Genomic DNA, 23,083 nt, shown 5'->3' on the forward strand with positions numbered 1-23,083 from the left:
TTCACTGATTCTCTGGAGGTATGAAAATGTCGGATCAGCATGAATGCAAAGGCACCATATACGCACTCGCCACGATTGGGTCGTGCACAGAGTGCGGCAGCCATGTCACCCATGCGACAAGCGGCTGGGTGATCGCTGGTCTGCGTGCGGCCCGGGTGGGAGATATTGTTATCTGCCGCGACGGAAGCGAGGCGGCGATTATCGACGGCGCGGGGCTATTGTCGAGTTATGACGGAAAATCCAATGCGCTCGTCGACAGTTATCTGAGCACCGGTAACTGGATCGTATTTACGCCGTGGGACGACGGGCATCCGGGAACGTACAGTCCCGTAACCGAAGAACAGGTCGCGCGGGACCCATCATGATCCGTACTTTTCTCGCAATGGGAGACCGCGCGGGAAGCGCGGTAATTACCGAGGGGCTGGATTCCGTCACCTGTTCTAATCCGCCACCCGCCGTACATATCGCTACGCTAGGCATGAAGACGTATTGTTCCGCGTGCAAACAGGAAGGCTACATTGCACCACGCGGGCCCCACTGGTCCGGCACCGGGCCGAATGGCAAACAGTGGGCATTAAGCGGCGATATCAATATTTGCGGATGCAGGCCCGCGCCGATTTTCTACCCTGCACGCGAACGTCATATGACCATGAGCTTTACTAGCGAAGAGGCGTTGGCGCTGATGGGGTCAACTAGAGCCCCGGTTACCGCCAATGCGAAAAACATCGCCTACGACCAACATTTCCGCGTAACGAATCCACGCACTGGCCAGCCGTTGCGCGATATGCCCTATCGCATCGTTACCGATGACGGTCACGAGATAGAAGGCCGAACCGATCCACAAGGTCACACACAACGCGTAACGAGCGATCAGGCCATATTGGCAACGTTGCACGTAATCGAAGAAGTCACGCCGCTCAACCCGGATTGGGACAAGTATCTATGACAACCAAAGTCATCAAGACACATAAGGCACAACTTACGCCGAAGTCCGATGCTACGCCTGTTACCGTGCAGATTGACGATTCGGCGCGGCTGCGCGAAATTCGCCAGTTGGTGCAAACCAATAATAGATCCACGCTGGACGAGAATCTGGTAATTTGTCAAATCTACATGGAGTCGAGATTCGATGCGAACGCTACTGTTGCGGGCTCCACTGCAAAGGGTCTTATGCAAATGAATAAAGGGGCTGTGCAACAGGTCTACAAATACCGAAAGCAGAAAGAAATAGGGCGTATGCCAGGTGATCCGCAAACCCACCAGGCATTCGCGGACGGCGCCGCTATGCACGCCTCTCCAGCCATGTTCGATGAAGCCACGAATATTCAACTTGGTACGGAGTACATGCAATACTGGGTCGACAAGGCTGGGTCGCTCGATGCGGCATACAAACTCTATCGCGGTCTTTCGAACGGTGTGTACTACAAGAAAATCAGTGCATGCGCGGAAAAGCTAAAGACCGATCCGAATTCGATGCACCCATTGCGTGATATGGCCAGATGAGAGCGCATGCCCTTCTACCGATCCTGTTCGTTGGGTACACCATCCTATCGCAATCCGCTTTCGGAATGGAAGCGGTTACGAGTTGCGTACTCGGAAGCGATAGAAGCCACACAATCGAATTGCTGCGCGATCATCCCATAGACAGCACGGCGATTTACTACCTGAGCACAGATGGTGCTGCACCCTTGCGTCTCTATCAAGGTGACGAAGATCAGTCACGCGGCGATGATATACAGATCGCATGCGTAGGCACAAAGGAACACGCTTTCGTAATATCTGGAGAATTCACTTCGAATTACTTACAGGGCGTCGCAGTCCGCTATAACACGAAGGCAAAACGATGGGAACGTGTCGAGTTCGCGGAACGGACACGTCCGGTTTCCCTCTATTTCGGTGCTGACGGCCTGGAGGTTCTAATACTGAATGTGGGGCAGAACGAATCCTCCAGGCGATACATTTTTTATCGATACGACGCAAGCAAGGGACGGGCTGAGCAACGCTATTCAGATCATTTGCCGAAGTTACCTGCAACACGGATACAGGGGGAATAAGCAATGTCGATATCCTGTTCCGTTGCTAAAGTCGACCCGCTCGATAGTGGAGGTCGTAGGTAGGGCAGTGGCGGAAATCCTCACTGCATGATCGAAGGACCGGACGGAATACACCGCGAGCAGCCTGTCTCGGTGACGAAGCGTGGTGTGCCGCCTGTCAGTCGGTAGGTGTCGTCTTTACAGGGGCTGGAATATCTGATTGCTTTCTAGATGTTGACGACACGATTGGCAGCATTCAACGCGAGTCATCGCCACTTATATGCGTTCCTGCGAATACGTAAATACGAGCCGTACGTCGTTCGCAAATGCCCCATCAAATCCCTCGGCATGCCAGGCAGAGGCTACGACTAACGGTCCGGCTGCTAATTCGCGCACCGGCCAACCACTCAGCGACGCCCCTTACCAGAATGCAGACGATGACGGCGGCGAGATCGACGGCTACACGGACTCATAAAGCTATACGCAACCCCCAAGCGCACGAGCGTCTATGCGCTGGTCGTCTACCAGCGCGCAAGCTCGCGCAGATCAACGGCATGAACACCGCCGATGGCGCATTGAGCGGCCAGATCCAGGCCGTCGCGCGCGTGGGGTTGCATACGCGTTTCTGAACGAACCCCGCCTCCATGCTAACGTTGCAATTGGCCGCTTCGCCGCGCGCCGCGTCCTCCTGGAGCGCCGGCGGCAAGCGGATTGTGCAACGCAGGTCAAAATGGAGGGGAGTCTCGTGATTTACGAAATGGCACACATCACGGTGCAGCCGGGCACGCATGCCGAGTTCGAAGCGGGGGTGGCGCAGGCTTTTCCGCTGTTCCGTCGCGCGCGGGGTTACCGCGATATCGAACTGCAGCGTTCTATCGAAGACCCGAACCATTACATTCTGGTCGTGCAGTGGGACACCGTCGAAGATCACATGGTGCACTTTCGCGAGTCGGAGGACTTCAAGGAATGGCGCCGCCTGGTCAGCCCGTACTTCGCGAAACCGCCGGTGGTGGAACACACCGAAGTCGTGGTGAAGTAAGCGCGCCGGTACGAGGCGGCCACGCTGCTGCGCGGCCGCCTTTTCTCGCGTAACAGGGCGGCTGGCCGGATCGCAGTCGCGCCGCCGTCCGTCATGCGCCGAGCAGCACTCCGCTGCGGATGGGCCGCGTTCCGGTGACGCGGCCCAGCGGCGCGCCCGTAGTCACGAAGCGGATCGCGCGGCGCATATAGAAAATACCTTCTGTCGTACTCCTGACTGTTGTGATATCGCCCGTCAGGGGATCGACGATATCGAACAGCGGATCGTCCACGCGAATCGTGTCGCCGATCCTCGCGCGATGCACGAGAATCCCGCTAACGGGCGCATAGAACTGCGCGCTGCCCGCGAGCGGCGTGGCCGGCGTCAGCAGATCGGGGAACGGCTTGACCGGGGCATCCGTGAGCGCGGCGCGCCAGCGCAAGTAGTCGATCAGCGCGTCGGCGTCCTGTTGCGCGTGTTCGTGGCTGACGTCGCGCTGGCCGCGGCATTCGATCGTCACCGCCGTCGGACCTACCGGCACCGGTTGAGTGGCCGGCATCTGCTGGCGCAGTTTCCACCACAGCAGGCTGTGCGCTTCGTCGAAGGCCTGGCCGCCCGAATCGGTGGCGAGCAACTGGGCGCGCGAGCCGAGATAACGCGCGAGCGGCTCGATGTCGGGCCAGCCCGCCTCGCTCGTATAGACGTGCATCACGGCTTCCAGCGAGCAGTGCAGATCGATGATGAGGTCGGCATCGTACGACAGCTTCAGCAAGGCGCCCTGCAACGAGTCGTACTCGGTGAGAGGTTGATGTTGTTCGAGCGCCTCGCCCATCAGTTGACGGACGAGCATGCGGTTGCGTTCGGCGTCCGGCCCCAGCACCTCCTGCGCGCGCGCGAGCAATGCGGGAAACGAAAAGAAGTGGCGGTTGAAGTTCCGGCCGCTCGTCAGGTCGAAGCGGCCGACGAACTGGCCGAGCACGTGCTGGCCGAGCCCGATGGGATTGGCCATGGGAACCAGCACGATCCGGGCTGCAAGCGCGCCGCGCGCTTCGAGTTCGGCAAGCTTCTGCCGCAGCAGGACCGCAGTCAGCATGGCCGGCGTTTCATCGGCATGGAGCGCGGCCTGGATGTAGATCTTCTGGGCGGCTTCGGCGGGACCGAAGTGGTAGCTCACCACTTCGCGCGTGGTGCCCGGGGTTGCGCTCAGGAGGGGGATCGTTTGGCGGATCATGGAACGTATTCGGTATCTATGACGTAATCAGCGGTGAAACCATGCAGCGCGCCCGCGCCGCGTTCAGTTTCCGTAGGGATCGAAATCGAAGTACTTGTGGGCGATCTGCGCGTAAGTGCCGTCCTTGAGCATCGCGGCGATCGCGCCGTTCATCTGCGCCTGCAAGGCCGTTTCGTCCTTGCGCAGGCCGATGCCCACCCCGCGATCGCCCATCGAGATCGGTTCGCCTGAGAACGCGAAGCCCTTGCCGGCCGGCGTGCGCAGGAAGCCGTAATCGGCTTCGACGGTGCCCAGCAGCGCGCCGTCGAGGCGTCCGTTGATCAGGTCTTCGAACACTTCGTCCTGGCTCTTGTACGCGACCACGTGCACGCCGGCGGGTGCCCAGTGTGCCTGTGCAAAGCTCTCGAACTGGGTGCCCGACTGCACGCCGATCTGCTTGCCGGCCAGCGCCGCGGCTGTGGTACCGAGCGCGGCGCCCTGGCGCGCCACCAGCCGCGACTTGAACTGGAACAGCTTCGACGTGAACAGGATCTGCTGCTCGCGCTTTTCCGTGATCGCCATCGACGACATGATCGCGTCGATCTTGCGTGCCTGCAGGGCGGGGATCATGCCCGAGAACTCCAGTTCGACCCATTGGCAGTGCGCATGAATGCGGCGGCAGATTTCGTTGCCGAGATCGACGTCGAAGCCCTTGACCGAGCCGTCCGGCGCCTTGGCGTCCATCGGCGGGTAGCTGGGGTCGATGCCCAGTCGCAGCGTGTCGTTGTCGTGCGCCTGGGCGCTGACGCTGACGGCCAGCGCCGCCGAAAGGAAAAGCGCGGAGAGTTTCATGGAGAAGGGCCCCGAAGAGTGGCCGGAAGATCGGCCATTGCGTTCCGAGTGTAGGGCGCCGATATGTTCGGAAAAAGAGCGGATTCGACTATCATGATCACTTTTACCGATCGCTGGTCTTGCGAGCCATGAGCCTCACGCTATCCCAGTTGCGCATGTTCGTCGCCGTGGCCGAGCATGGCAGTGTGCGCGCCGCCTCGCGGGCGCTGGGCGTGGCGCAGAGCGGCATCACGCAGCAGTTGCAGAACCTCGAACGGGAACTGGGCGGTGCGCTGCTCACGCGCACCAATCGCGGCATCGCGCTGTCGACGCTCGGCCAGCGGCTTCTCGTGCGCGCCGAGACCATCCTCGGTGAATGCGAGCGGGCGAGTCAGGAGGCGCAGCAACTGCGCGGCGATTACGCGGGCGAAGTGTCGTTCGGTCTTTCGACCGAGCCGCTCATGGACACGCTCGTGCCCGTCGCGGCCGACTACAGCGCGCGCTTCCCGCGTGTGGCGCTGCGTTTGCGCAGCGGCACGTCGCGCACGATGATTTCGTGGATCCGCGAGGGCACGCTCGATTTCGCGCTCGCGCTCGTCGGGCCGTATACCGATACGACCGATCTTGCCGTCACGGAGCTCTACGCTTCGGAGCCGGTGGTGGTGGGTCGTCGCGGGCACCCGCTGGCGCGTGTGCGTTCGCTTGCGGCGCTGGCGGATTGCAGTTGGGTGGCCACGCGTTCCCCGAACTTCACCGACGATGCCGCCACGAACCGGCTCACCGCATTTTTCGCGGCGCACGGTTTGCCGCCGCCCAGGATCGTCGCGACCGTGGAGGGGCTGTTCGAGACGCTGCATTTCGTGAGCGAGACGGACTGCCTCGGGCTGGAGGCGTCGGTGGTGGTGAAGCAGGGGGCTTTTGCGGACCGGCTTGCCGTTATTCCGGTTGCGCAGCGCCCGGCCGGCCAGCAGGTGTGTCTGTTGCAGCGCGCAGCGGTGCCGCTTACGCCGGCCGCTCAGGAACTGGCGACCATGCTCGTCTCATGGGCGCGCACGGTCAGGCTGCCGCGCGTGGGCAGCGGAACCGGCAGTGGCGCCGGCATGCGAGCGCGAAGCGCGCCGCGCTGATCACTGCGGCGGCAGATAGCGCAGCGGATCGACTGGCTTGCCGTCGCGGCGCACTTCGAAATGCAGCATGACGCGATCCGAATCGGTGTTGCCCATGGCCGCGATCACCTGACCCTTGCTCACGTTGTCGCCTTCCTTCACCTTCAGCTCGCGGTTGTGCGCGTAGGCCGTGAGGAAAGTGGCGTCGCTCTTCACGATCACGAGGTTGCCGTAGCCGCGCAGCCCGTTGCCCGCATAGACCACACGGCCGCCGGCCGCGGCGTGCACCGGCTCGCCCGCCGAGCCGCCGATGTCGATGCCCTTGTTGCTCGAATCGTTGAAGCGGCCCAGCAGCGGGCCGCGCACCGGCCACGCGAGCGCGAGGCTGCCCGCGTCGGCGGCGGGCGGCTGGTTGTCGGCGGGCGCGGCGGCAACGCTCGGCGCGACCGGGGGCGCAACGGGGCCCGGCGCCACTGCCACGGCAGCCGGTGCGCCGACCGGGACACCGACTGGGACACCAACCGGCGCCGGGCCGCCGCCCGCGCCCGGCGGCACCACGCGCAGCAGCTGATCCACTTCGATATGGTTCGGGTCCGAGAGGTTGTTCCAGCCGATCAGCTCGCCGGCGCTGTGGCCGTTCGATCGTGCGATGGCCGAGAGCGTGTCGCCGGGGCGCACGCGGTAGTAGCCGGGCGGCGGCGGCCCGAGCGGGGCCGGGGCGGCCGCCACAGGGGCAACGGGCCCCGGCGCCGGAGCGGCCGGGTTGCCGCCGCCGGAGAGGTCCACGACCGGCGCCGGGTCGAGCCGCGTGGCGCAGGCCGACAGCAGGCAAAGCGCGGCGGCGCAGATGCCGCGTTGTGTCAGGGTCAGCCGGGGGGCGCTAAGGTTTGCTCGCATCGCTCGATACCTGGTTCTTTCAATAGCTTGGCGTCCGGGCGCGCCGTGCAACGCATCCGGGTTCTGACTGTCAACGATCCGGCGGTGCCGATGGTTGACCGCGGCGGCTCCCGGCTCGCACCGCGACCGGGCGCGGCCGCCCGGCAACGCGCGCGCCACGGCACCTTCGTGGTGCCCGCGCGCCGGTGTCCGGACGGTGGGATCCGCCGCGGCCGTAGTGTAGCGAACGCAGGCGCGGAATACGGAAAAAATGCGTCCATTGGCCTCGTTCTTGCATGACGGGAAGACCGGCAACGAAGCCGGCGCGGCGAGCGCTACGACCTCGCGCGACCCAACCGCATACCCGATAGAGAGGACAACGGCGTCCCCCAATGCACACGCATGGGCGGCGCGCCGTATCCACCGGCTCCCGCCCGCCACGGAGAGCCATGTTCAAGCGAGCCGCAGTCCCCATCAAAGCGCGAGGCAAGGTCAGCCTCGTGAGCGCCGGCCCCGGCGACCTCGATCTTCTGACGCTGCGCGCGGCAAAAGCGATTGCCGCCGCGGACGTCCTCCTCATCGACGATCTCGTGGACGAAGCGATCGCCACACTGGCCCCGCACGCCCGCGCGATCTACGTAGGCAAGCGCGGCGGCTGCCGCTCGACGCCGCAGGCGTTCATCACGCGCCTGATGCGGCGTTACGCGCTGCAGGGTCGCCACGTGGTGCGCGTGAAAGGCGGGGAGGCGCTCCTGTTCGGGCGCGCGGGCGAGGAAATGGCCGAATTGCGCCGCGCGGGGATCGAAGTCGAGGTCGTCAACGGGATCTCATCGGGATTCGCGGCGGCGGCGGGGCTCGGGGTGTCGCTTACGCATCGCGATCACTGCCCGGGCGTGATCTTCGTGACCGCGCATTTGCGCGACGGATCGGAGCCCGACTGGCGGGCGCTCGCGCAAACCGGCATGACGCTCGCGATCTATATGGGCGCGAGCCGCATCGCGGGTATCGCGGATGCGTTGGCCGCCGCGTTGCCGCGGCACACGCCGGCAGCGGTCGTGCAGTGGGCGGGTACGGCACGGGAGCGGCGCGTGACTGCCACGCTGGGCGATATCGCACCGCTTGCGCAAGCGGTGGGTATCGCGAGTCCGGCGGTGATACTCGTGGGCAAAGCGATCGGCGAGGCGGCGTGCGGGCTGGCGGCAGCGCCTGAGCCTTACGGCGAGGCGCGCAGCGCGTGAACCGGGCGCGCTTCGCAAAGCCTCTGCAATCATGCCCAAATCATGCGCGAATCGCGAAGCCCTCCACATAGGCATGCGGATCGACGCTGCTATCCCAGCGGTGTCCATCGATCAATACGGGCGATGGATTTTCCGCAGGCGAAGCGAGCTGTATCCCCTGGGCTGCCTCGCGATAGAGCCCGGTCTGGTTCACCGCCTGCGCCACCTCGCGGTAGTCGGAGCCGCGCGCCAGCATGCCCCAGCGTTCGAACTGGGTGAGAAACCATACGCCTTCCGAAGCATGCGGAACGTTGACGGCACCGCCGTCGAAGAAACGCACGGGCGGCACGCCGGGCGTCGCCACGCCGGACATCGCTACGTCTTCGAGGCGCGAGGCGATCAGCGCCGCATCCACGCCGACGAATTCGGGCCGCGCAAGCCATTGCGCGATCTCCCGCCGATGTCCCGCGCCGTCGAGCCAGCGGCACGCTTCGAGCATCGTGCGCACGAGCGCGCGCGCGGTCTGCGGATACGCCGTCACGAAGTCGCGCCGGCACGCTAGCACTTTTTCCGGGTGGTCCGGCCAGATCTCGCCGCTGTGCACGACGGTGCGGCCCACGCCGCGCTGCTGCGCGAGCGCGTTCCACGGCTCGCCGACGCACAGGCCGTCGAGCCGCTCCCCGGCCAGCGCCGCGACCATCTGCGGCGGCGGGATCGCGACGCTCTCCACGTCGCGCAGCGGATGCACGCCCAGCGCCGCGAGCCAGTAATAAAGCCACATCGCGTGCGTGCCGGTAGGGAAGGTGTGGGCGAACACGGGTTTTCTGCCGAGCGTGGCGAGTGCGCGCGGCAGCGTGCCGTGCGTTTCGAGCGCGTCGGCCAGCGGGTTCGAGAGCGTGATGGCCTGGCCGTTGCGCGCGAGCACCATGAGCAGCGCCATGTCGGTCTGCGGGCCGCCCAGACCCAACTGCACGCCATAGACGAGCCCGTAGAGCGCGTGCGCGGCGTCGAGCTCGCCGGCGATCAGCTTGTCGCGCAGCGCGGCCCACGAGGGCTGGCGCGAGAGCTCCAGCGTGAGGCCGTGCGCGTGGCCGAATTCCAGCAGCTTCGCGGCGACGACAGGCGCTGCGTCCGAGAGCGGCACGAAGCCGATCTTCAGATGGGTTTTCTCCGGGGGGCCGCCAAAAGCGGGCATGTATGCGTCGGCGGGATCGGGGGGCGTAGTCGGATTCATGGGCGTTGCCTCATTCCTTCGGTCCGGCGGCTTCGACGATCTGCCGCGCGGCCTCGGCGAGCTTCACGCTCTGGTTCATGGCGCGCTTGCGCAGCGCCGCGTAGGCGGCGGGCTCGGTCAACTTCTGCTGCTCCATCAGGAGGCGCTTGGCGCGGTCGATCAGCTTGCGTTCGGCGAGTTCGTTTTCGGCTTGCGTGAGCCGCTCGCGCAGCTCGGCTTCCTGCGCAAAACGCGCGAGCGCGACTTCGAGGATGGGGGCGAGCCGCTCGCTCGCGAGACCATCGACGAGATAGGCCGTCACGCCCGCCTGCACGGCGGCGCGAATGAGCTGGTGGTTCGCGTCGTTGCTGAACATCAGCACGGGGCGCGGCGCCGTGGCTTTCATCACCGCGAGCTGCTCGAGCGTGTCGCGCGAAGGCGATTCGGTATCGATGATGATGACGTCGGGGCGCTCGCGCTCGACCACCCGGTGCAGGTCCTGCGGCGTGGCCGGATCGGGCAGCATGGCGTAGCCGAGCCGCGCGAGCGCTTCGCGCAGATCGCCGATGGGCTTCTCGGTATCGGTGACGAGCAGGACTCGCAGCATGTTCGGGGATGGCTCGACTGCTTCGTTGTGTTGACTGTCGTGTAGACCTTTCATCCGGCCACGCCCGCGGGTTCGCGCGCCGGTTGACGCGTTTCGCACATGCGCCGCAACTCGGGCACGCACGAACCGCACACCGTGCCGCAGCCCAGCGACGCCTTCAGGTCCGCCACCGACGCGCCTTGCGCGATGGCCTCCTGAATCTTCGTCGCGCCGACCTGCTTGCAGCTGCAGACGATACGCTCGCGCGGCGCGCCGGCCGCCGCTCCCGCGCCGCGCCGGGCCGCGAAGGCGGCAAGACGCGTGCCCTGCCACGGCTGAGCGGCCCGCACGGCCGCGAGCAGGCTGTCGGCTTGTGCGATGTCGCCGGCCAGCACGAAGCCCTGGATGACGTTGTCGCGCCAGAACGCGCGCTTGTCAAGGCCGCGCCGCGCGTCGCGGTATTCGAGCGTATCGTCGCCGGGCAGGAGGTCGAGCGCCGCGTACAGCTGTTCGAGCCAGCCGGCGGGCGCGGCCGCATGGGCGGCGCGCAGCACGAGCAGATCGTCTTCGATCGCGAGCGAGGCGTAGCGGCACGCGCCCATGAGCGGCTGCACCGCGGCCTGCAGCGCGAGCGCATCGCCGCGCCGCGCCGCGCTCAGGCGCCACGGCAAGGAAACGGCCTCGACGCGCACCGCCGCGTGCTTGAGTTCGGGCTGCGACGAATGCGGATCGACGGCCGGATCGGTCACCTCGTTGATGCCGCCGCTCGACATGAACTGCGCGTTCCAGTGCATGGGCGCGAAGAGCGTGCCGGAGGGCACTTCGTCGCTGGCTCTCAGGGGCAGCACGAGCTCGCCGCGCCGGCTGACCACACGCACCAGGTCGCCTTCGCGCAGGCCGCGCCGCGCGGCGTCGCCCGGGTGCATGTCGAGCGCCGGCTCCGGCGCGTGCGTGAAGAGCCGCCCCACCCGGCCCGTGCGCGACATGCCGTGCCACTGGTCGCGCAGCCTGCCGCTCGTGAGCCGGAACGGGAAGCGCGCGTTGACCGTATCGGCGGGCGGCTGGTACTCCAGCGCGTGAAAGCGGGCGCGGCCGTTCGCGGTGGCGAAGCGGCCGTCGGTATAGCGGCGCGCTTCGCCATGAACGCTGCCCGCGCGAAACGGCCATTGCTGCGGGCCGCGAGTGTCGAGCGTGGCGTAGTCGAGGCCGCCGATGTCGAGGTCGCGTCCCTCGGTGAGCAGGCGGTGTTCGTCGAAGATCGCCTCGGGCGAGTCGAAGCCGAAGAGCGGCGAGCTGCGATTCGATTCCGCGGCCTTCGTTTCGAGCAGCTTTTCGAGGCGCCGCGCCACTTCCACCGCGATCCACCAGTCGGGCTTCGCTTCGCCGGGGGGCGCGACGGCTGCACGCACGCGCGAGATGCGGCGCTCGGAATTCGTTACCGTGCCGCTTTTTTCGCCCCAACTGGCGGCGGGCAGCAGCACGTCGGCGTAGGGCACCGTGTCGGTCTGCGTGAACGCTTCCTGCACCACCACGAATTCCGCCTGCTCCAGCGCCTCGCGCACGTGCGCGTTGTCGGGCATCGAATGCGCGGGATTCGTGCAGACGATCCACACGGCCTTGATCGTGCCTGCGCGCAGCGCGTCGAACATCTGCACGGCCGGCAGCCCGGGCCGGGCCGAAAGCGACGCCACGCCCCACAGCCGCGCGACTTCTTCGCGATGCGCTGCGTTGCCGATGTCGCGGTGCGCGGCGAGCATCGTCGCCATGCCGCCCACTTCGCGCCCGCCCATGGCGTTGGGCTGGCCCGTGAGCGAAAACGGTCCCGCGCCGGGCCTGCCGATCTGCCTTGCCGCCAGATGCAGATTGATGAGCGCGAGATTCTTGCCAGTGCCCTGGCTCGACTGGTTCAGGCCCATGCAGTAGAGCGAGAGTGCCGCCTCGCTGGCGCCGAACCACTGTGCCGCCAGGATCAGGTCCGCTTCGTCGATCCCGCAGATTTGCGCGGCAATGGCCGGCGTGAAAGTGCGCACGGCGGCCTTGAGCGCCGCGAAGCCTTCGGTATGCGCCTCGATGTACTCGCGATCGACGAGTCCCTCCCAGATCAGGTGATGCAGCATGCCGTTGAAGAGCGCGACGTCGGTGCCGGGCGCGATGGCGAGATGCAGGTCGGCCATGGCGGCGGTGTCGGTGCGGCGCGGATCGACCACGATCCAGCGAATCGATGGATCGGCCGCCTTTGCCGCTTCGAGCCGCCGGAACAGCACGGGATGCGCCCACGCCGCATTGCTGCCCGCGAACAGCACGGTGCGTGCGCGTTCGAGGTCGTCGTAGCAGGTGGGCGGGCCGTCTGCGCCGAAGGCCATCTTGTAGGCGGTCACGGCGCTCGACATGCACAGCCGCGAGTTGGTGTCGATGTTGTTCGTGCCGATCAGGCCCTTGGCGAGCTTGTTGAATGCATAGTAGTCCTCGGTAAGTAGCTGACCGGAGACATAGAGCGCCACCGAATCGGGACCGTGCGCTGCGATCGTCTGCGCGAAGCGTTGCGCGACGGCGTCGAGCGCGGTGGGCCAGTCCACCGTTTCGCGCGCGGCGTCGCGCTTCGTGCGCATTTCGGGTTGCAGCGCGCGGCCCGTGGTGCTGCGCGCGGTGTCGGCGAGCGCCATGCCCTTGCTGCAAAGCTTGCCGTAGTTGGCCGGATGCTCGGGGTCGCCGCGCACGCCGGCGATGCGGCCGCCCTCGGCCTCGATCAGCACGCCGCAGCCGACGCCGCAATAGCAGCACGTGGAGCGCGTCTCGGTCGTCATCGCGCTCAGTCCAGCGAGACGAACACGGCGCCTTCTTCCACGCGTACGGGAAAGCGCCGCGCGCAGCCTTCGTCGGGCGCCTGGGCGTCGCCGCTCGCGAGGTCGATATTCCACGCGTGCAGCGGGCAGGTCACGCTATGGCCGTGCACGATGCCGAGCGAGAGCGCACCGCCCTTGTGCGGGCAGTGATCGAGGAGGGCGAAGACAGTGTCGTCGGCGGTGCGGAAGATCGCGACATTGCCGCTTGCGCGTTCGAGCACGCGGCTGCCCAGCCGCGGAATCTCGGCCACTTCGCAGACGCGCGTCCAGGCGGAGGTGACTTTCATGTCCATGTGCGTGTCCTTCAGGCGACGACCTTGAGCGGAATGTATTGATGACGCTGCGCGCCGCCGATGCGGGTTTCCCACGGATCCTGCAGGCCTTCGAGCGAGTACAGCAGGCGCTCGTGTAGCGCGCGGCGATTGTCGGCGTCTTCGACTACTTTCTGCTTCACGTAGTCGAGCCCCACGCGCGCGATGTAGTGCACGGTGCGGTCGAGGTAATAGGCCTCTTCGCGATAGAGCTGCAGGAAAGCGCCGCTGTATTCCTTCACCTCTTCGGCAGTCTTCACCTTGCACAGGAACTGCGCGACTTCGGTCTTGATCCCGCCGTTGCCGCCTACGTAGAGTTCCCAGCCGCTGTCCACGGCAATCACGCCTACGTCCTTGATGCCCGCTTCGGCGCAGTTGCGCGGGCAGCCGGAGACGGCGAGCTTGACCTTGTGCGGCGACCACATGTTCGCGAGCATGGTTTCGAGGTCGATGCCCATTTGCGTGCTGTTCTGCGTGCCGAAGCGGCAGAACTCGCTGCCCACGCAGGTCTTCACGGTGCGGATGGACTTGCCGTAGGCATGGCCCGACTTCATGCCCAGATCGCGCCAGACGTTCGGCAGGTCCTCCTGCTTCACGCCCAGCAAGTCGATGCGCTGGCCGCCCGTGACCTTGACCATCGGGATGTGGTACTTGTCGGCCACGTCGGCAATGCGGCGCAGTTCGGCCGCGTTCGTCACGCCGCCTTTCATCTGCGGCACCACGGAAAACGTGTTGTCCTTCTGGATGTTGGCGTGCAGGCGTTCGTTGACGAAGCGGCTTTGCGGATCGTCCACGGCTTCGCGCGGCCAGGTGGAGAGCAGGTAGTAGTTGATCGCCGGGCGGCAGGTCGCGCAGCCGTTGGGCGTGTGCCATTCGAGGAAGTCGTAGACCGCGCGGTGCGAGAGCAGACGATGTTCGCGGATGGCGCGGCGCACCTCGGCATGCGTGTGCGTGGTGCAGCCGCACACGGATTTGGCCTTCGGCGCCTCCTGGAAGTCGGAGCCCAGGGTGTTCATGAGGATTTGCTCGACGAGGCCCGAGCAGGAGCCGCACGAACTCGACGCCTTGGTGTGCTTCTTGACGTCGTCGAGCGTAAAAAGCCCCTTTTCCGTGATCGCCTTGACGATCGTGCCTTTGCATACGCCGTTGCAGCCGCAGACTTCGTCGCTGTCCGCCATCGCGGCGGCGCGGCTCTGGCCTTGCACGCCCGCGTCGCCGATCCCCGATTCGCCGAACATGATGTGCTCGCGCAACTCGCCCAGCTTGCGCTCTTCCCGCAGGAGGCGGAAGTACCAGGCGCCGTCGGCGGTGTCGCCGTACAGGCAGGCGCCCACGAGCTTGTCGTCCTTGATGACGAGCTTCTTGTACACGCCCCCCGCCGGATCCGAGAGCACGATCTCTTCCGTGCCTTCGCCGCCGAGGAAATCGCCTGCGGAAAAGAGGTCGATGCCCGTGACCTTGAGCTTCGTCGAGAGCACCGAGCCCTTGTAGCTGCCGATGCCCATCAGCGCGAGGTGATTCGCGCAGACCTTGGCCTGCTCGAAGAGCGGGGCGACGAGCCCATAGGCGATACCGCGGTGGTTCACACATTCGCCCACGGCATAGATGCGCGGATCGTAGGTCTGCATGGCGTCGTCCACGACGATGCCGCGCGCGCAGTGAAGCCCCGCCGATTCGGCGAGCGCCGTATTGGGACGGATGCCGGCCGCCATCACGACGAGATCGGTGGGCAGCGTCTCGCCATCGGCGAAGCGCACGCCCGTTACCACGCCCGTCTCGTTGCCGAGGACTTCGGCCGTCGACTTGCTGAGCAGAAAACGCAGGCCGCGCGCTTCGAGCGAGCGTTGCAGCAGCTTGCCCGCCGTGGCATCGAGTTGCCGCTCGAGCAGCGTATTGGCCAGATGCACGACCGTCACGTCCATGCCGCGCAGCTTGAGGCCATTGGCGGCTTCGAGCCCGAGCAGGCCGCCGCCTATCACGACCGCATGCTGCTTGACGGCCGCTGCGTCGATCATCGTCTGGGTGTCCTTGATGTCGCGATAGGTGATCACGCCGTCCAGCGTGTGGCCGGGCACGGGCGGGATGAACGGCGTGGAGCCGGTGGCGATCAGGAGCCGGTCATAGGGCGCTTCGGTGCCGTCCGCCGCAATCACGCGCCGCCGTACCCGGTCGATGTGCTCGACGCGCTTGCCCAGATGCAGACGGATGCCGTGTTCGGCATACCAGTCGAGCGGATTGAGAACGATGTCGTCGAAATTCTGCTCGCCCGCGAGCACGGGCGAAAGCAGGATGCGGTTGTAGTTCGGATGCGGTTCCGCACCGAACACGGTGATGTCGTAGTGGTTCGGTGCGATGGCGAGCAGCTCTTCGAGCGTGCGGATGCCGGCCATGCCATTGCCGATGACGACGAGTTTCGGTTTCGTATTCATGGGGAGTGTGTCTCGTGGGTTGGCAAAAGCGGTGTTGCACGCCGGCTCAGACGCGCGCCGCGACCATGGACCACGCATTGCGCCAGCGGTGTTTCACATTGCTCATGCCGGCCCAGCCGAATGCGGTCAGGAGTGCGAAGAGCGCGAGGCCCCAGCCGTAGTCGCCCGTCATCTGCTTGATCGCACCGAGGCTCGCGGCCAGTGCGAAGCCGCCCACGCCGCCCGCCATGCCGATGAGCCCCGTCATCACGCCGATGTCCTTGCCAAAGCGCTGCGGCACGAGTTGAAACACCGCGCCGTTGCCCGCGCCGAGACACAGCATGGCGGCCACGAACAGGAGCACGGTAACGAACGGACCGCCCGGATGGAACGCCGCCGCGCCGATCAGCACGGTGACGGCGGCGAAGACGTTGAGCAGCGAGCGCGTGCCGCCGATGCGATCGGCCAGCAGACCGCCGATGGGCCGCATGACCGAGCCCGCGAACACGCACGCGGCGGTGGCCCAGCCGGCCGTCTTCGCGTCGAAGGCGAACTGGTCGTGAAAGAAGCCGGGCAGTGCGCTCGCGAAGCCGGAGAAGCCGCCGAACGTGAGTGAGTAGAAGAACATGAACCACCACGTATCGCCGCCGCGCAACAGGCGCGCGTAGTCGGAGAGGCGTTTGCGGGTGACGACGCCGGGCGCATCCTGAGCGCACACCAGATAGACGGCGAAGACGGCGAGAAGCGGAATGCAGGCGATGCCGAACACGTTTTGCCAGCCGAACGCCACGGCCAGCGCCGGCGCGAATAGTGCGGCGAGCACGGTGCCCGAATTGCCCGCGCCCGCAATGCCCATGGCCGTGCCCTGATGCTGCGGCGGATACCAGCGTGAGGCGAGCGGCAGCGCGACGGCGAATGACGCGCCCGCCACGCCGAGCGTGAGCCCGAACAGCAGCACTTGGGGCAGCGAATGCAGGCCCAGTTGCCAGGCGACGAGCAGGCTCGCGATCACGCACACCTGACCGATCAATCCCGCGCGCTTCGCGCCGATGCGGTCGGCCAGCATGCCCATGAACACGCGCAGGATCGCGCCTGCGAGAATGGGCGTGGCCACCATGAGGCCGCGTTGTTCCGTGGTAAGCGTGAGCGTTTGCGCGATCTGGATCTGCAGCGGTCCCAGCAGATACCAGACCATGAAACTCAGGTCGAAGTAGAGGAACGCGGAAACGAGTGTCGGGGTATGGCCGTTGCGCCAGAAGCTGCGGTCCATGGTGGCTCCGTCGTTGGATCGCGCCGGCGTGCGTAGGTGCAGTGACCGGTTGCGAAGCACGTCGAACGCCATTGCCCGACTCGAGATCGGCGGCCCGCCCGTCTTGCGTAGCGCGGCCGCAGTGTCCAACGGCGAGCGCGAAACGCCGCCGCCGTTCACAGGCCCCCGCTCCGTTGCGGGATGCGAGAGCCATTCAGCAAGCACCGTGCCAATCCGCAGCAATCGCGCGAGACCTTGCTGGACGGGGCCTCACGGGAATCGTGGCGAATGGGCTGGTGCACCGCAGCAGTGCGAGTGGCACCGGGCCGCACTCAACTGGCGCAGCGCGCGCACGCTAACGCGGCGGCCCGAAAGCCGCGCGCCCGAAGCGGGTTGGTGGCCGACCTAAAGCTGATTCGGCACCCAGCTCCGCTTCTTGATGTCGTACTGCCAATGATCGAATAACTGCGAACCCTTCGTGCGCGGCTCCTGCGGACGCGGCACTTCATAGTAGCGGCCGGTCACGAGCGTTTTGGTGACATCGAGGCGCAGGAAGCCGTGGTGATCGTCGCAGTATTTTTCGAGCGTCACGGTTTCGCCGTCGCCTGCGTCGAAGTTCACGGGCGCAACCATCTTCTCGCCGTTGACCTTCATGATGGAGTGCAGGTTGTGATAACCGCCCGCGCCCGTGACGAGTTGCGGAACGAGGCCGCGGTCGGGGTGCACGCTGGAGATGCGCTGATAGTTGTGGACGTGGCCGGTGAAGATCATGTCGGGATAACGGCCGGCGGCCTGGCTCGCATCTTCGATGACCTTGCGCATGCGCGAGCTGCCGGAGTGGTAGTCGTCGGCGGAGTAGAGCGGATGGTGGAGCGCGACGAAGAGCGGCAGGCTCTTGGGCAGCGTGCGCAGCTCCTTCGCGAACCAGTCGGTTTGCGGCGCGACGATCTCGCCGCCCTCGGGCACGTTGCTGTAGAGGCCGACGATCGAGCAGAGGGGCGTGAGGAGCGTCCAGTAGCAGTTGGGCTGGATCATCGCCGTGCGGAACGAGCCCTGCGATTCGGGCGTTTTCGTGCCGGGCTTGCTCGCGCAGAAGTTGCGCATGAAACCGTCGAGGGTCTGGTCGGTGGGCAGGTTCTCGCCGTCGTGGTTGCCGGGCACGGCGAAGACCGGGCGATGGTAAAGCTCGTAAGGCTCGTAAAACTGGGCGTAATACTGGTTGATCTGGCCGTTGAAATACACGCAGTCGCCGGTGATGTAGAGGAAGTCGGGCAGCGAGCCGTCCTTGGTGGCTTTCGAAAGATCGGCCTCCATGCCGGCCGCCACGAGTTCCTGCGGCACCGCGTAACCGATGCCGCCCATGTCGCCGTTCAGATGGAACACGAGACGCTGGCGCTTCACGATCGCGTCGTAGTCGGCCTTGCTGATGATGTCTTTCAGGTCGAGGCGAAACGGTGCTTTGCCGGTGGGCGCCGGCAGGTCGCGAAAGTGCGTGTCGCGCGGCGGGTCGCGATGCACGGCGTAGCCGGTCGTGGACGGTCTCATGCGGCCGAACATATTGCCGTGCGAACCCTTGGAAACGGTCATGGCGGTCTGCTCCTTGTATGCCTCGTGGGGATGTCTGCAAGGCGCGGCCCGGGCCGATGTTCGATGCGTCCTGGCCGGTGCCGCGCCTCAAGAGCGGCAGACAGAACGGGTCCGGCAAAGTTTCCCTGTCACAAAAAGTTCAGATCGCAACCGGATCAGGCAATGCCCGCCGGAACCAACCGATGGTTGTTGGCCGCGGCATTTCGGCTTAAGCGTGGCAAGGATGTTCGTACAGGCATACATGCCTGCGGCGCTATCGGCGACCGGGCAGCCGATATCGCCGCAGGCTTGCTCTCCGATCCCGTGACGCTGAGAAAGCCCAACTCGCTCTGGATCCGCAGGTCACAACTCGACGAGGCGCCGTATCTGAATACGGCGTTCAGGCCGCCTCGAACCCGGCCAGCACATTGCACACGTTGACCCCGATTTCTTCCACCGCATAGCCGCCTTCCATCACGAAAAGCGTGGGCAGCCCCAGCTTGCCGATGCGCGCGCCCATGCGCAGATAGTCTTCGGAGGCGAGCTTGAAGCGCGAAATCGGGTCGCGTTCGAACGTATCCACGCCCAGCGACACCACGAGCGCGTCCGGCCGGTATAGCGCGATTTTTCCGAGCGCATGATCGAGGGCGCGCGCATAACCGTCCCATGCCGTGCCCCACGGCAGCGGGTAGTTGAAGTTGTAGCCCGTTCCCGCGCCGCGGCCCGTTTCGTCGGCGTGGCCCAGCAGGTAGGGGTAGTCCAGCAGCGGATCGGCGTGCAACGAGGCGAACAGCACATCGTCGCGCTCGTAGAAGATGGACTGCGTGCCGTTGCCGTGGTGGTAGTCCACGTCGAGGATCGCCACGCGCCCGGCGCCGAGCGCGAGCCAGTGGGCGGCCGCGATGGCCGCATTGTTGAGGTAGCAGTAACCTCCCGTCACGTCGCGTCCCGCATGATGGCCGGGCGGGCGGCACAGCGCGAACGCCGCGCGCGCGCCGTTGTGCACGCGCGCGGCGCCAGTCAGCGCGATATTCGCCGATTCCTCGATGGCCTGCCACGTGCCCGCCGTGATCGGCGCCCCGGCGTCCATCGAGTAGAAGCCGAGCTTGCCGTCGATGGTTCGGGGCGGCCGGTCCTGACGCAGGCCGCGCGCCGGCCAGATGGTGGGCAGCGCGTCGTGGGTGCGGCCAAGGGCGCTCCATTCGCTCCAGGCGTCGTGCAGGAATTCGAGGTAGGCGTCGCTATGCACGCGGCGCAGGGCGTCCACGCCGAACGCTTCCGGAGCAATGGTTTCGCTGAAGCCGGCGTCGTGCAGCCGCGCCCGGATGATGTCGACGCGCTTCGGCATTTCGAAGCACGGTTTGAGTTCGCCGTCGATCAGTTCGCTGGTGCCGTGGTGCAGGCGGTGGCGATCGCCAAGGATGGTCAGCATGCGTGTCTCCGTTTCTGGTTGGATGCGGCTCGTACGGGCAGGAGGGCGGTGCCGCTCGACTATCGCCGCACGTCCCTTTTTTTACCAAGAAGGATTATTCGATCCACAAACAAGGCCGCGGCTATGGCGGACGGGTGCGCATCGGGTTAGCCGGCTATGCCGCATCAGTCTATGCAGCGCCGGATCGGCATAGGAAATTCCTATTCAATAGCAAAGAATTTTGTTCTTTCCCAGGCTTTATTGGCGATCGACAGTGAATGCGTCAACCCGCCACATCTTCGAGTCCAGGAGCTGCCGTGAGCCAGTCCGATACCGTCGCACGCCTCGAGCAAAGCACTATCCAGCCGATTCCCGATGCCGAACGCCATGGCCGCGCGAGCGACCTGTTCACGATCTGGTTCGGCTCGAACATCATGTTGCTCACCATCGTCACGGGCGCGCTGGCCGTGACCGTTTTCAAGCAGCCCTTCTGGTGGGCCGTGCTCGCGATCGTGATCGGCACGCTCGTGGGCGCCGTGTTCATGGCCCTGCATTCGGCGCAAGGGCCGCAACTGGGCGTGCCCCAGATGGTGCAGACCCGCGGGCAGTTCGGCTCGCTCGGTTCGCTTCTCGTGGTGGGGCTCGTCGTGGTCATGTACCTCGGCTTCTTCGCCTCGAACCTCGTGCTCGGCGGTCAATCGCTGCATAGCATCACAGCGGGCGTGAGCGTGAATGAAGGCGTGCTGCTCGTGGGCGTGCTGAGCCTCCTTGCCACGATCTTCGGCTACCGGCTGATCCATGCCTACACGCGGCTGATGACGTGGTGCTCGGGCGCCGTGCTGCTGCTCGCCTTCATCTGGATCGTTGCGGTTCATGGCTTGCCTGCCGACTTCTTCACGCGCAATGCGGCCAACGGCACGGGTTTTCTCGGCACCGTTTCGGTGGCGGCACTGTGGCAGATCGCCTACGCACCCTATGTGTCCGACTATTCGCGCTACATGCCGCGTGAAACGGGCTCGCGCGTGGCGTTCTGGGCGAGCTACTGGGGCTGCTCGCTCGGCACGATCTTCCCGATGGTGCTGGGCGCGATGATCGGCCTGATGGTGGCCGACGGCGACGTCGTCAACGGACTCACCACGCTCACGCACGGCGTGAGCGGCCTGGTGGTGATCGTGCTCACGATCGGCATTGCGGCGACCAACGCCATGAACCTGTATTGCGGCGCGCTCTCCTCGCTCACCATCGTGCAGACGCTCTTCCCCTCGTGGTCCGGCCAGGCGCTCGCGCGCACCGTCACCGCGCTGATTCTGTTCTCGATTTCGCTGGCGATCGCGCTGTTCGGCCAGGCCAACTTCCTCGCCGAATACACGAACTTCATTCTGCTGCTGCTCTATGTGCTCGTGCCCTGGACGGCCGTGAACCTCATCGACTACTACCTCGTCTGCCACGGCAAGTACCACGTCGAATCGTTCTTCCGCCAGGACGGCGGCATCTACGGGCGCTTTAACGGCGTGGCGATCTTTGCTTACCTGTTCGGCATCGTCGTGCAACTGCCGTTCGTGGCCACGGACCTCTATACCGGCCCGGTGGCAAAGCGGCTCGACGGCGCGGATATCTCGTGGATCGTGGGGCTCGTGCTGACCTCGGTGGTGTATTACGTGGGCTGCAAGCGCTTCGCGCGCCCGGATTCCTCGGCGGCGCTGGTCAACGAGGCAGACGCGCCCGCCGGAATCTGACCGAAGACGACTGATACGATTGAAGACTCGAGAATCAAAACAGGAGACATCGCATATGAATGCACCCGAATTCACGCGCCGCGCCACGCGCGACTGGCAACGCGGCGACGCGGCTCACCATCTGCACGCCTTCGTCGATCAGAAGGCGCTCAATGCCGAGGGGCCGCGTGTGATGGTGCGGGGCGAGGGCGTGTATCTGTGGGACAACGACGGCAATCGCTATATCGACGGCATGTCGGGCCTGTGGTGCACGAACGTGGGTTATGGGCGCCCCGAGCTGATCGAGGCCGCCACGCGCCAGATGAGCACGCTGTCCTACTACAACATGTTCTTTCACACCACGCACCCGGCCGTGATCGAGCTTTCCGAGCGGCTCTTCTCGCTGCTGGGCGACCGCTTCAGTCATGTGGTGTACACCAATTCGGGATCCGAATCGAATGAGGTACTGATTCGCACGGTACGGCGCTTCTGGGACGTGATGGGGCAGCCGCAGAAGAAAGTGATGATCGGGCGCGTGAACGGCTATCACGGCTCGACGGTGGGCAGCGCGTCGCTGGGCGGCATGGCATTCATGCACGAAATGGGTGATCTGCCGATTCCGAATATCGCGCACGTGGACGAACCCTACTGGTACGCGAACGGCGGCGACCTCACGCCGGAAGCGTTCGGTCTGCAGGCGGCCCGTTCGCTCGAACGCAAGATCCTCGAACTCGGGCCGGAGCACGTGGCCGCTTTCGTGGCCGAGCCGTTCCAGGGCGCAGGCGGCATGATCTTTCCGCCCGAGGGCTACTGGAAGGAGATCGAGCGCATTTGCCGCCAGTACGACGTGCTGCTTTGCGCCGACGAAGTGATCGGCGGGTTCGGGCGTACTGGCGAGTGGTTCGCGCATCGGCACTTCGGGTTCGAGCCCGATCTGGTGTCGATTGCCAAGGGTCTTACGTCGGGTTATGTGCCGATGGGCGGCCTCGTGATGAGCCGCCGCGTGGGCGAAGCGCTGGTCGAACGCGGTGGCGTCTACGCGCACGGGCTCACGTATTCGGGGCATCCGGTGGCGGCCGCCGTGGCGCTGGCGAATCTCGACGTGCTCGAACGCGAACAACTCGTGGCACGCACGAAAAACGATACGGGGCCTTACCTGCAAAAAGCCCTGCGTGCGGCGTTCGAAGATCATCCGTTGATCGGCGAAATCCAGGGCGTGGGTGCGGTGGGCGCGATCCAGTTCGCCAAGGACAAGGCCACGCGCGAGCGCTTTGCCAACGAGGCCGATCTCACCTGGCACAGCCGCACCGAAGGCTTCGAGCGCGGCGCCATCGTACGCTCGACCAACGGGCGGCTGATCGTTGCGCCGCCGCTCGTGATCGACCATGAGCAGATCGACGAACTGGTCGGCAAGATGCGCGACGCCGTGGACGCCACCTGGCACCACCTGCAAAACGCAGCGTAACGAGTAACGGGCTTGAGGGGGCTCG

The 23,083-nt window shown here is 65.4% G+C and carries 19 protein-coding genes; 8 read left to right on the top strand and 11 right to left on the bottom strand.

From position 1 onward, the window contains the following. The first annotated feature begins 26 nt into the window (after nucleotides 1–26). The 4 genes from U5760_RS15210 to U5760_RS15225 all read left to right on the top strand — a co-directional run bounded on the left by U5760_RS15210 (nucleotide 27) and on the right by U5760_RS15225 (nucleotide 3,072). Nucleotides 27–365, top strand: coding sequence for a PAAR domain-containing protein (locus tag U5760_RS15210; RefSeq protein ID WP_322012877.1), 339 nt, complete (start codon nucleotides 27–29; stop codon nucleotides 363–365). Beyond that, the gene (locus U5760_RS15215; protein WP_322012879.1) at nucleotides 362–946 is read left to right on the top strand and encodes a hypothetical protein; all 585 of its coding nucleotides are present in this window, start codon (nucleotides 362–364) and stop codon (nucleotides 944–946) included. The genes U5760_RS15210 and U5760_RS15215 overlap by 4 nt, the downstream gene beginning before the upstream one ends. Further along, on the top strand, nucleotides 943–1,503 hold the full coding sequence (locus U5760_RS15220) for a transglycosylase SLT domain-containing protein (RefSeq protein WP_322012880.1): 561 nt from the start codon (nucleotides 943–945) through the stop codon (nucleotides 1,501–1,503). The genes U5760_RS15215 and U5760_RS15220 overlap by 4 nt, the downstream gene beginning before the upstream one ends. A gap of 1,275 nt (nucleotides 1,504–2,778) precedes the next feature. After that, nucleotides 2,779–3,072, top strand: coding sequence for an antibiotic biosynthesis monooxygenase (locus U5760_RS15225; RefSeq protein ID WP_322012882.1), 294 nt, complete (start codon nucleotides 2,779–2,781; stop codon nucleotides 3,070–3,072). A 91-nt stretch (nucleotides 3,073–3,163) separates the two neighbouring features. Here U5760_RS15225 and U5760_RS15230 read toward each other — a convergent pair whose 3' ends face one another. Both U5760_RS15230 and U5760_RS15235 read right to left on the bottom strand, forming a co-directional pair. Continuing rightward, nucleotides 3,164–4,282: a succinylglutamate desuccinylase/aspartoacylase family protein gene (locus U5760_RS15230; protein ID WP_322012884.1), complete on the bottom strand. Its 1,119-nt coding sequence runs from the start codon at nucleotides 4,280–4,282 to the stop codon at nucleotides 3,164–3,166. Nucleotides 4,283–4,345: 63 nt separating this feature from the next. Next, a complete protein-coding gene (locus U5760_RS15235; RefSeq protein ID WP_322012885.1) occupies nucleotides 4,346–5,113 on the bottom strand; it encodes a transporter substrate-binding domain-containing protein in 768 nt (255 codons plus the stop codon). A 128-nt stretch (nucleotides 5,114–5,241) separates the two neighbouring features. On the opposite strand from U5760_RS15235, the gene U5760_RS15240 reads away from it, so the two are divergent. Beyond that, nucleotides 5,242–6,219: a LysR family transcriptional regulator gene (locus tag U5760_RS15240; RefSeq protein ID WP_322012887.1), complete on the top strand. Its 978-nt coding sequence runs from the start codon at nucleotides 5,242–5,244 to the stop codon at nucleotides 6,217–6,219. Here U5760_RS15240 and U5760_RS15245 read toward each other — a convergent pair whose 3' ends face one another. Further along, on the bottom strand, nucleotides 6,220–7,095 hold the full coding sequence (locus U5760_RS15245) for a peptidoglycan DD-metalloendopeptidase family protein (protein WP_322012888.1): 876 nt from the start codon (nucleotides 7,093–7,095) through the stop codon (nucleotides 6,220–6,222). It abuts the gene before it with no gap. A gap of 452 nt (nucleotides 7,096–7,547) precedes the next feature. Here U5760_RS15245 and cobA point away from each other — a divergent pair, with 452 nt between their 5' ends. Continuing rightward, on the top strand, nucleotides 7,548–8,312 hold the full coding sequence (gene cobA / locus U5760_RS15250) for a uroporphyrinogen-III C-methyltransferase (protein WP_322013246.1): 765 nt from the start codon (nucleotides 7,548–7,550) through the stop codon (nucleotides 8,310–8,312). 40 nt (nucleotides 8,313–8,352) lie between these two features. Here the strand turns inward: cobA and U5760_RS15255 are convergent, their stop codons facing one another. From U5760_RS15255 to U5760_RS15290, 8 genes are all read right to left on the bottom strand, one after another. Then, entirely contained in the window at nucleotides 8,353–9,525 is a 1,173-nt protein-coding gene (locus U5760_RS15255) for a CmpA/NrtA family ABC transporter substrate-binding protein (RefSeq protein WP_415914105.1), read from the bottom strand. A gap of 10 nt (nucleotides 9,526–9,535) precedes the next feature. Further along, a complete protein-coding gene (locus tag U5760_RS15260) occupies nucleotides 9,536–10,111 on the bottom strand; it encodes an ANTAR domain-containing response regulator (protein WP_322012889.1) in 576 nt (191 codons plus the stop codon). A gap of 50 nt (nucleotides 10,112–10,161) precedes the next feature. Then, the gene (locus U5760_RS15265) at nucleotides 10,162–12,894 is read right to left on the bottom strand and encodes a molybdopterin-dependent oxidoreductase (RefSeq protein WP_322012891.1); all 2,733 of its coding nucleotides are present in this window, start codon (nucleotides 12,892–12,894) and stop codon (nucleotides 10,162–10,164) included. A gap of 5 nt (nucleotides 12,895–12,899) precedes the next feature. Continuing rightward, nucleotides 12,900–13,220 carry a nitrite reductase small subunit NirD gene (gene nirD / locus U5760_RS15270; RefSeq protein ID WP_415914113.1) on the bottom strand — a complete coding sequence of 107 codons (321 nt, stop codon included), beginning with the start codon at nucleotides 13,218–13,220 and terminating at the stop codon, nucleotides 12,900–12,902. A 17-nt stretch (nucleotides 13,221–13,237) separates the two neighbouring features. Further along, a complete protein-coding gene (gene nirB / locus U5760_RS15275; protein WP_322012894.1) occupies nucleotides 13,238–15,673 on the bottom strand; it encodes a nitrite reductase large subunit NirB in 2,436 nt (811 codons plus the stop codon). A 46-nt stretch (nucleotides 15,674–15,719) separates the two neighbouring features. Next, entirely contained in the window at nucleotides 15,720–16,922 is a 1,203-nt protein-coding gene (locus U5760_RS15280) for a nitrate/nitrite transporter (RefSeq protein WP_322012895.1), read from the bottom strand. A gap of 384 nt (nucleotides 16,923–17,306) precedes the next feature. Further along, nucleotides 17,307–18,488, bottom strand: coding sequence for a metallophosphoesterase family protein (locus tag U5760_RS15285; protein ID WP_322012897.1), 1,182 nt, complete (start codon nucleotides 18,486–18,488; stop codon nucleotides 17,307–17,309). A 379-nt stretch (nucleotides 18,489–18,867) separates the two neighbouring features. Further along, nucleotides 18,868–19,899, bottom strand: a complete 1,032-nt coding sequence (locus U5760_RS15290; protein ID WP_322012898.1) for a histone deacetylase family protein — start codon at nucleotides 19,897–19,899, stop codon at nucleotides 18,868–18,870. A 296-nt stretch (nucleotides 19,900–20,195) separates the two neighbouring features. Here U5760_RS15290 and U5760_RS15295 point away from each other — a divergent pair, with 296 nt between their 5' ends. Continuing rightward, nucleotides 20,196–21,614: a purine-cytosine permease family protein gene (locus U5760_RS15295; protein WP_322012900.1), complete on the top strand. Its 1,419-nt coding sequence runs from the start codon at nucleotides 20,196–20,198 to the stop codon at nucleotides 21,612–21,614. 55 nt (nucleotides 21,615–21,669) lie between these two features. Further along, nucleotides 21,670–23,058, top strand: coding sequence for an aspartate aminotransferase family protein (locus tag U5760_RS15300; protein WP_322012901.1), 1,389 nt, complete (start codon nucleotides 21,670–21,672; stop codon nucleotides 23,056–23,058). Nucleotides 23,059–23,083 lie beyond the last annotated feature (25 nt).

The sequence above is a fragment of the Paraburkholderia sp. J12 genome (genome assembly GCF_905220215.1).
Taxonomy (GTDB): Bacteria; Pseudomonadota; Gammaproteobacteria; order Burkholderiales; family Burkholderiaceae; genus Paraburkholderia.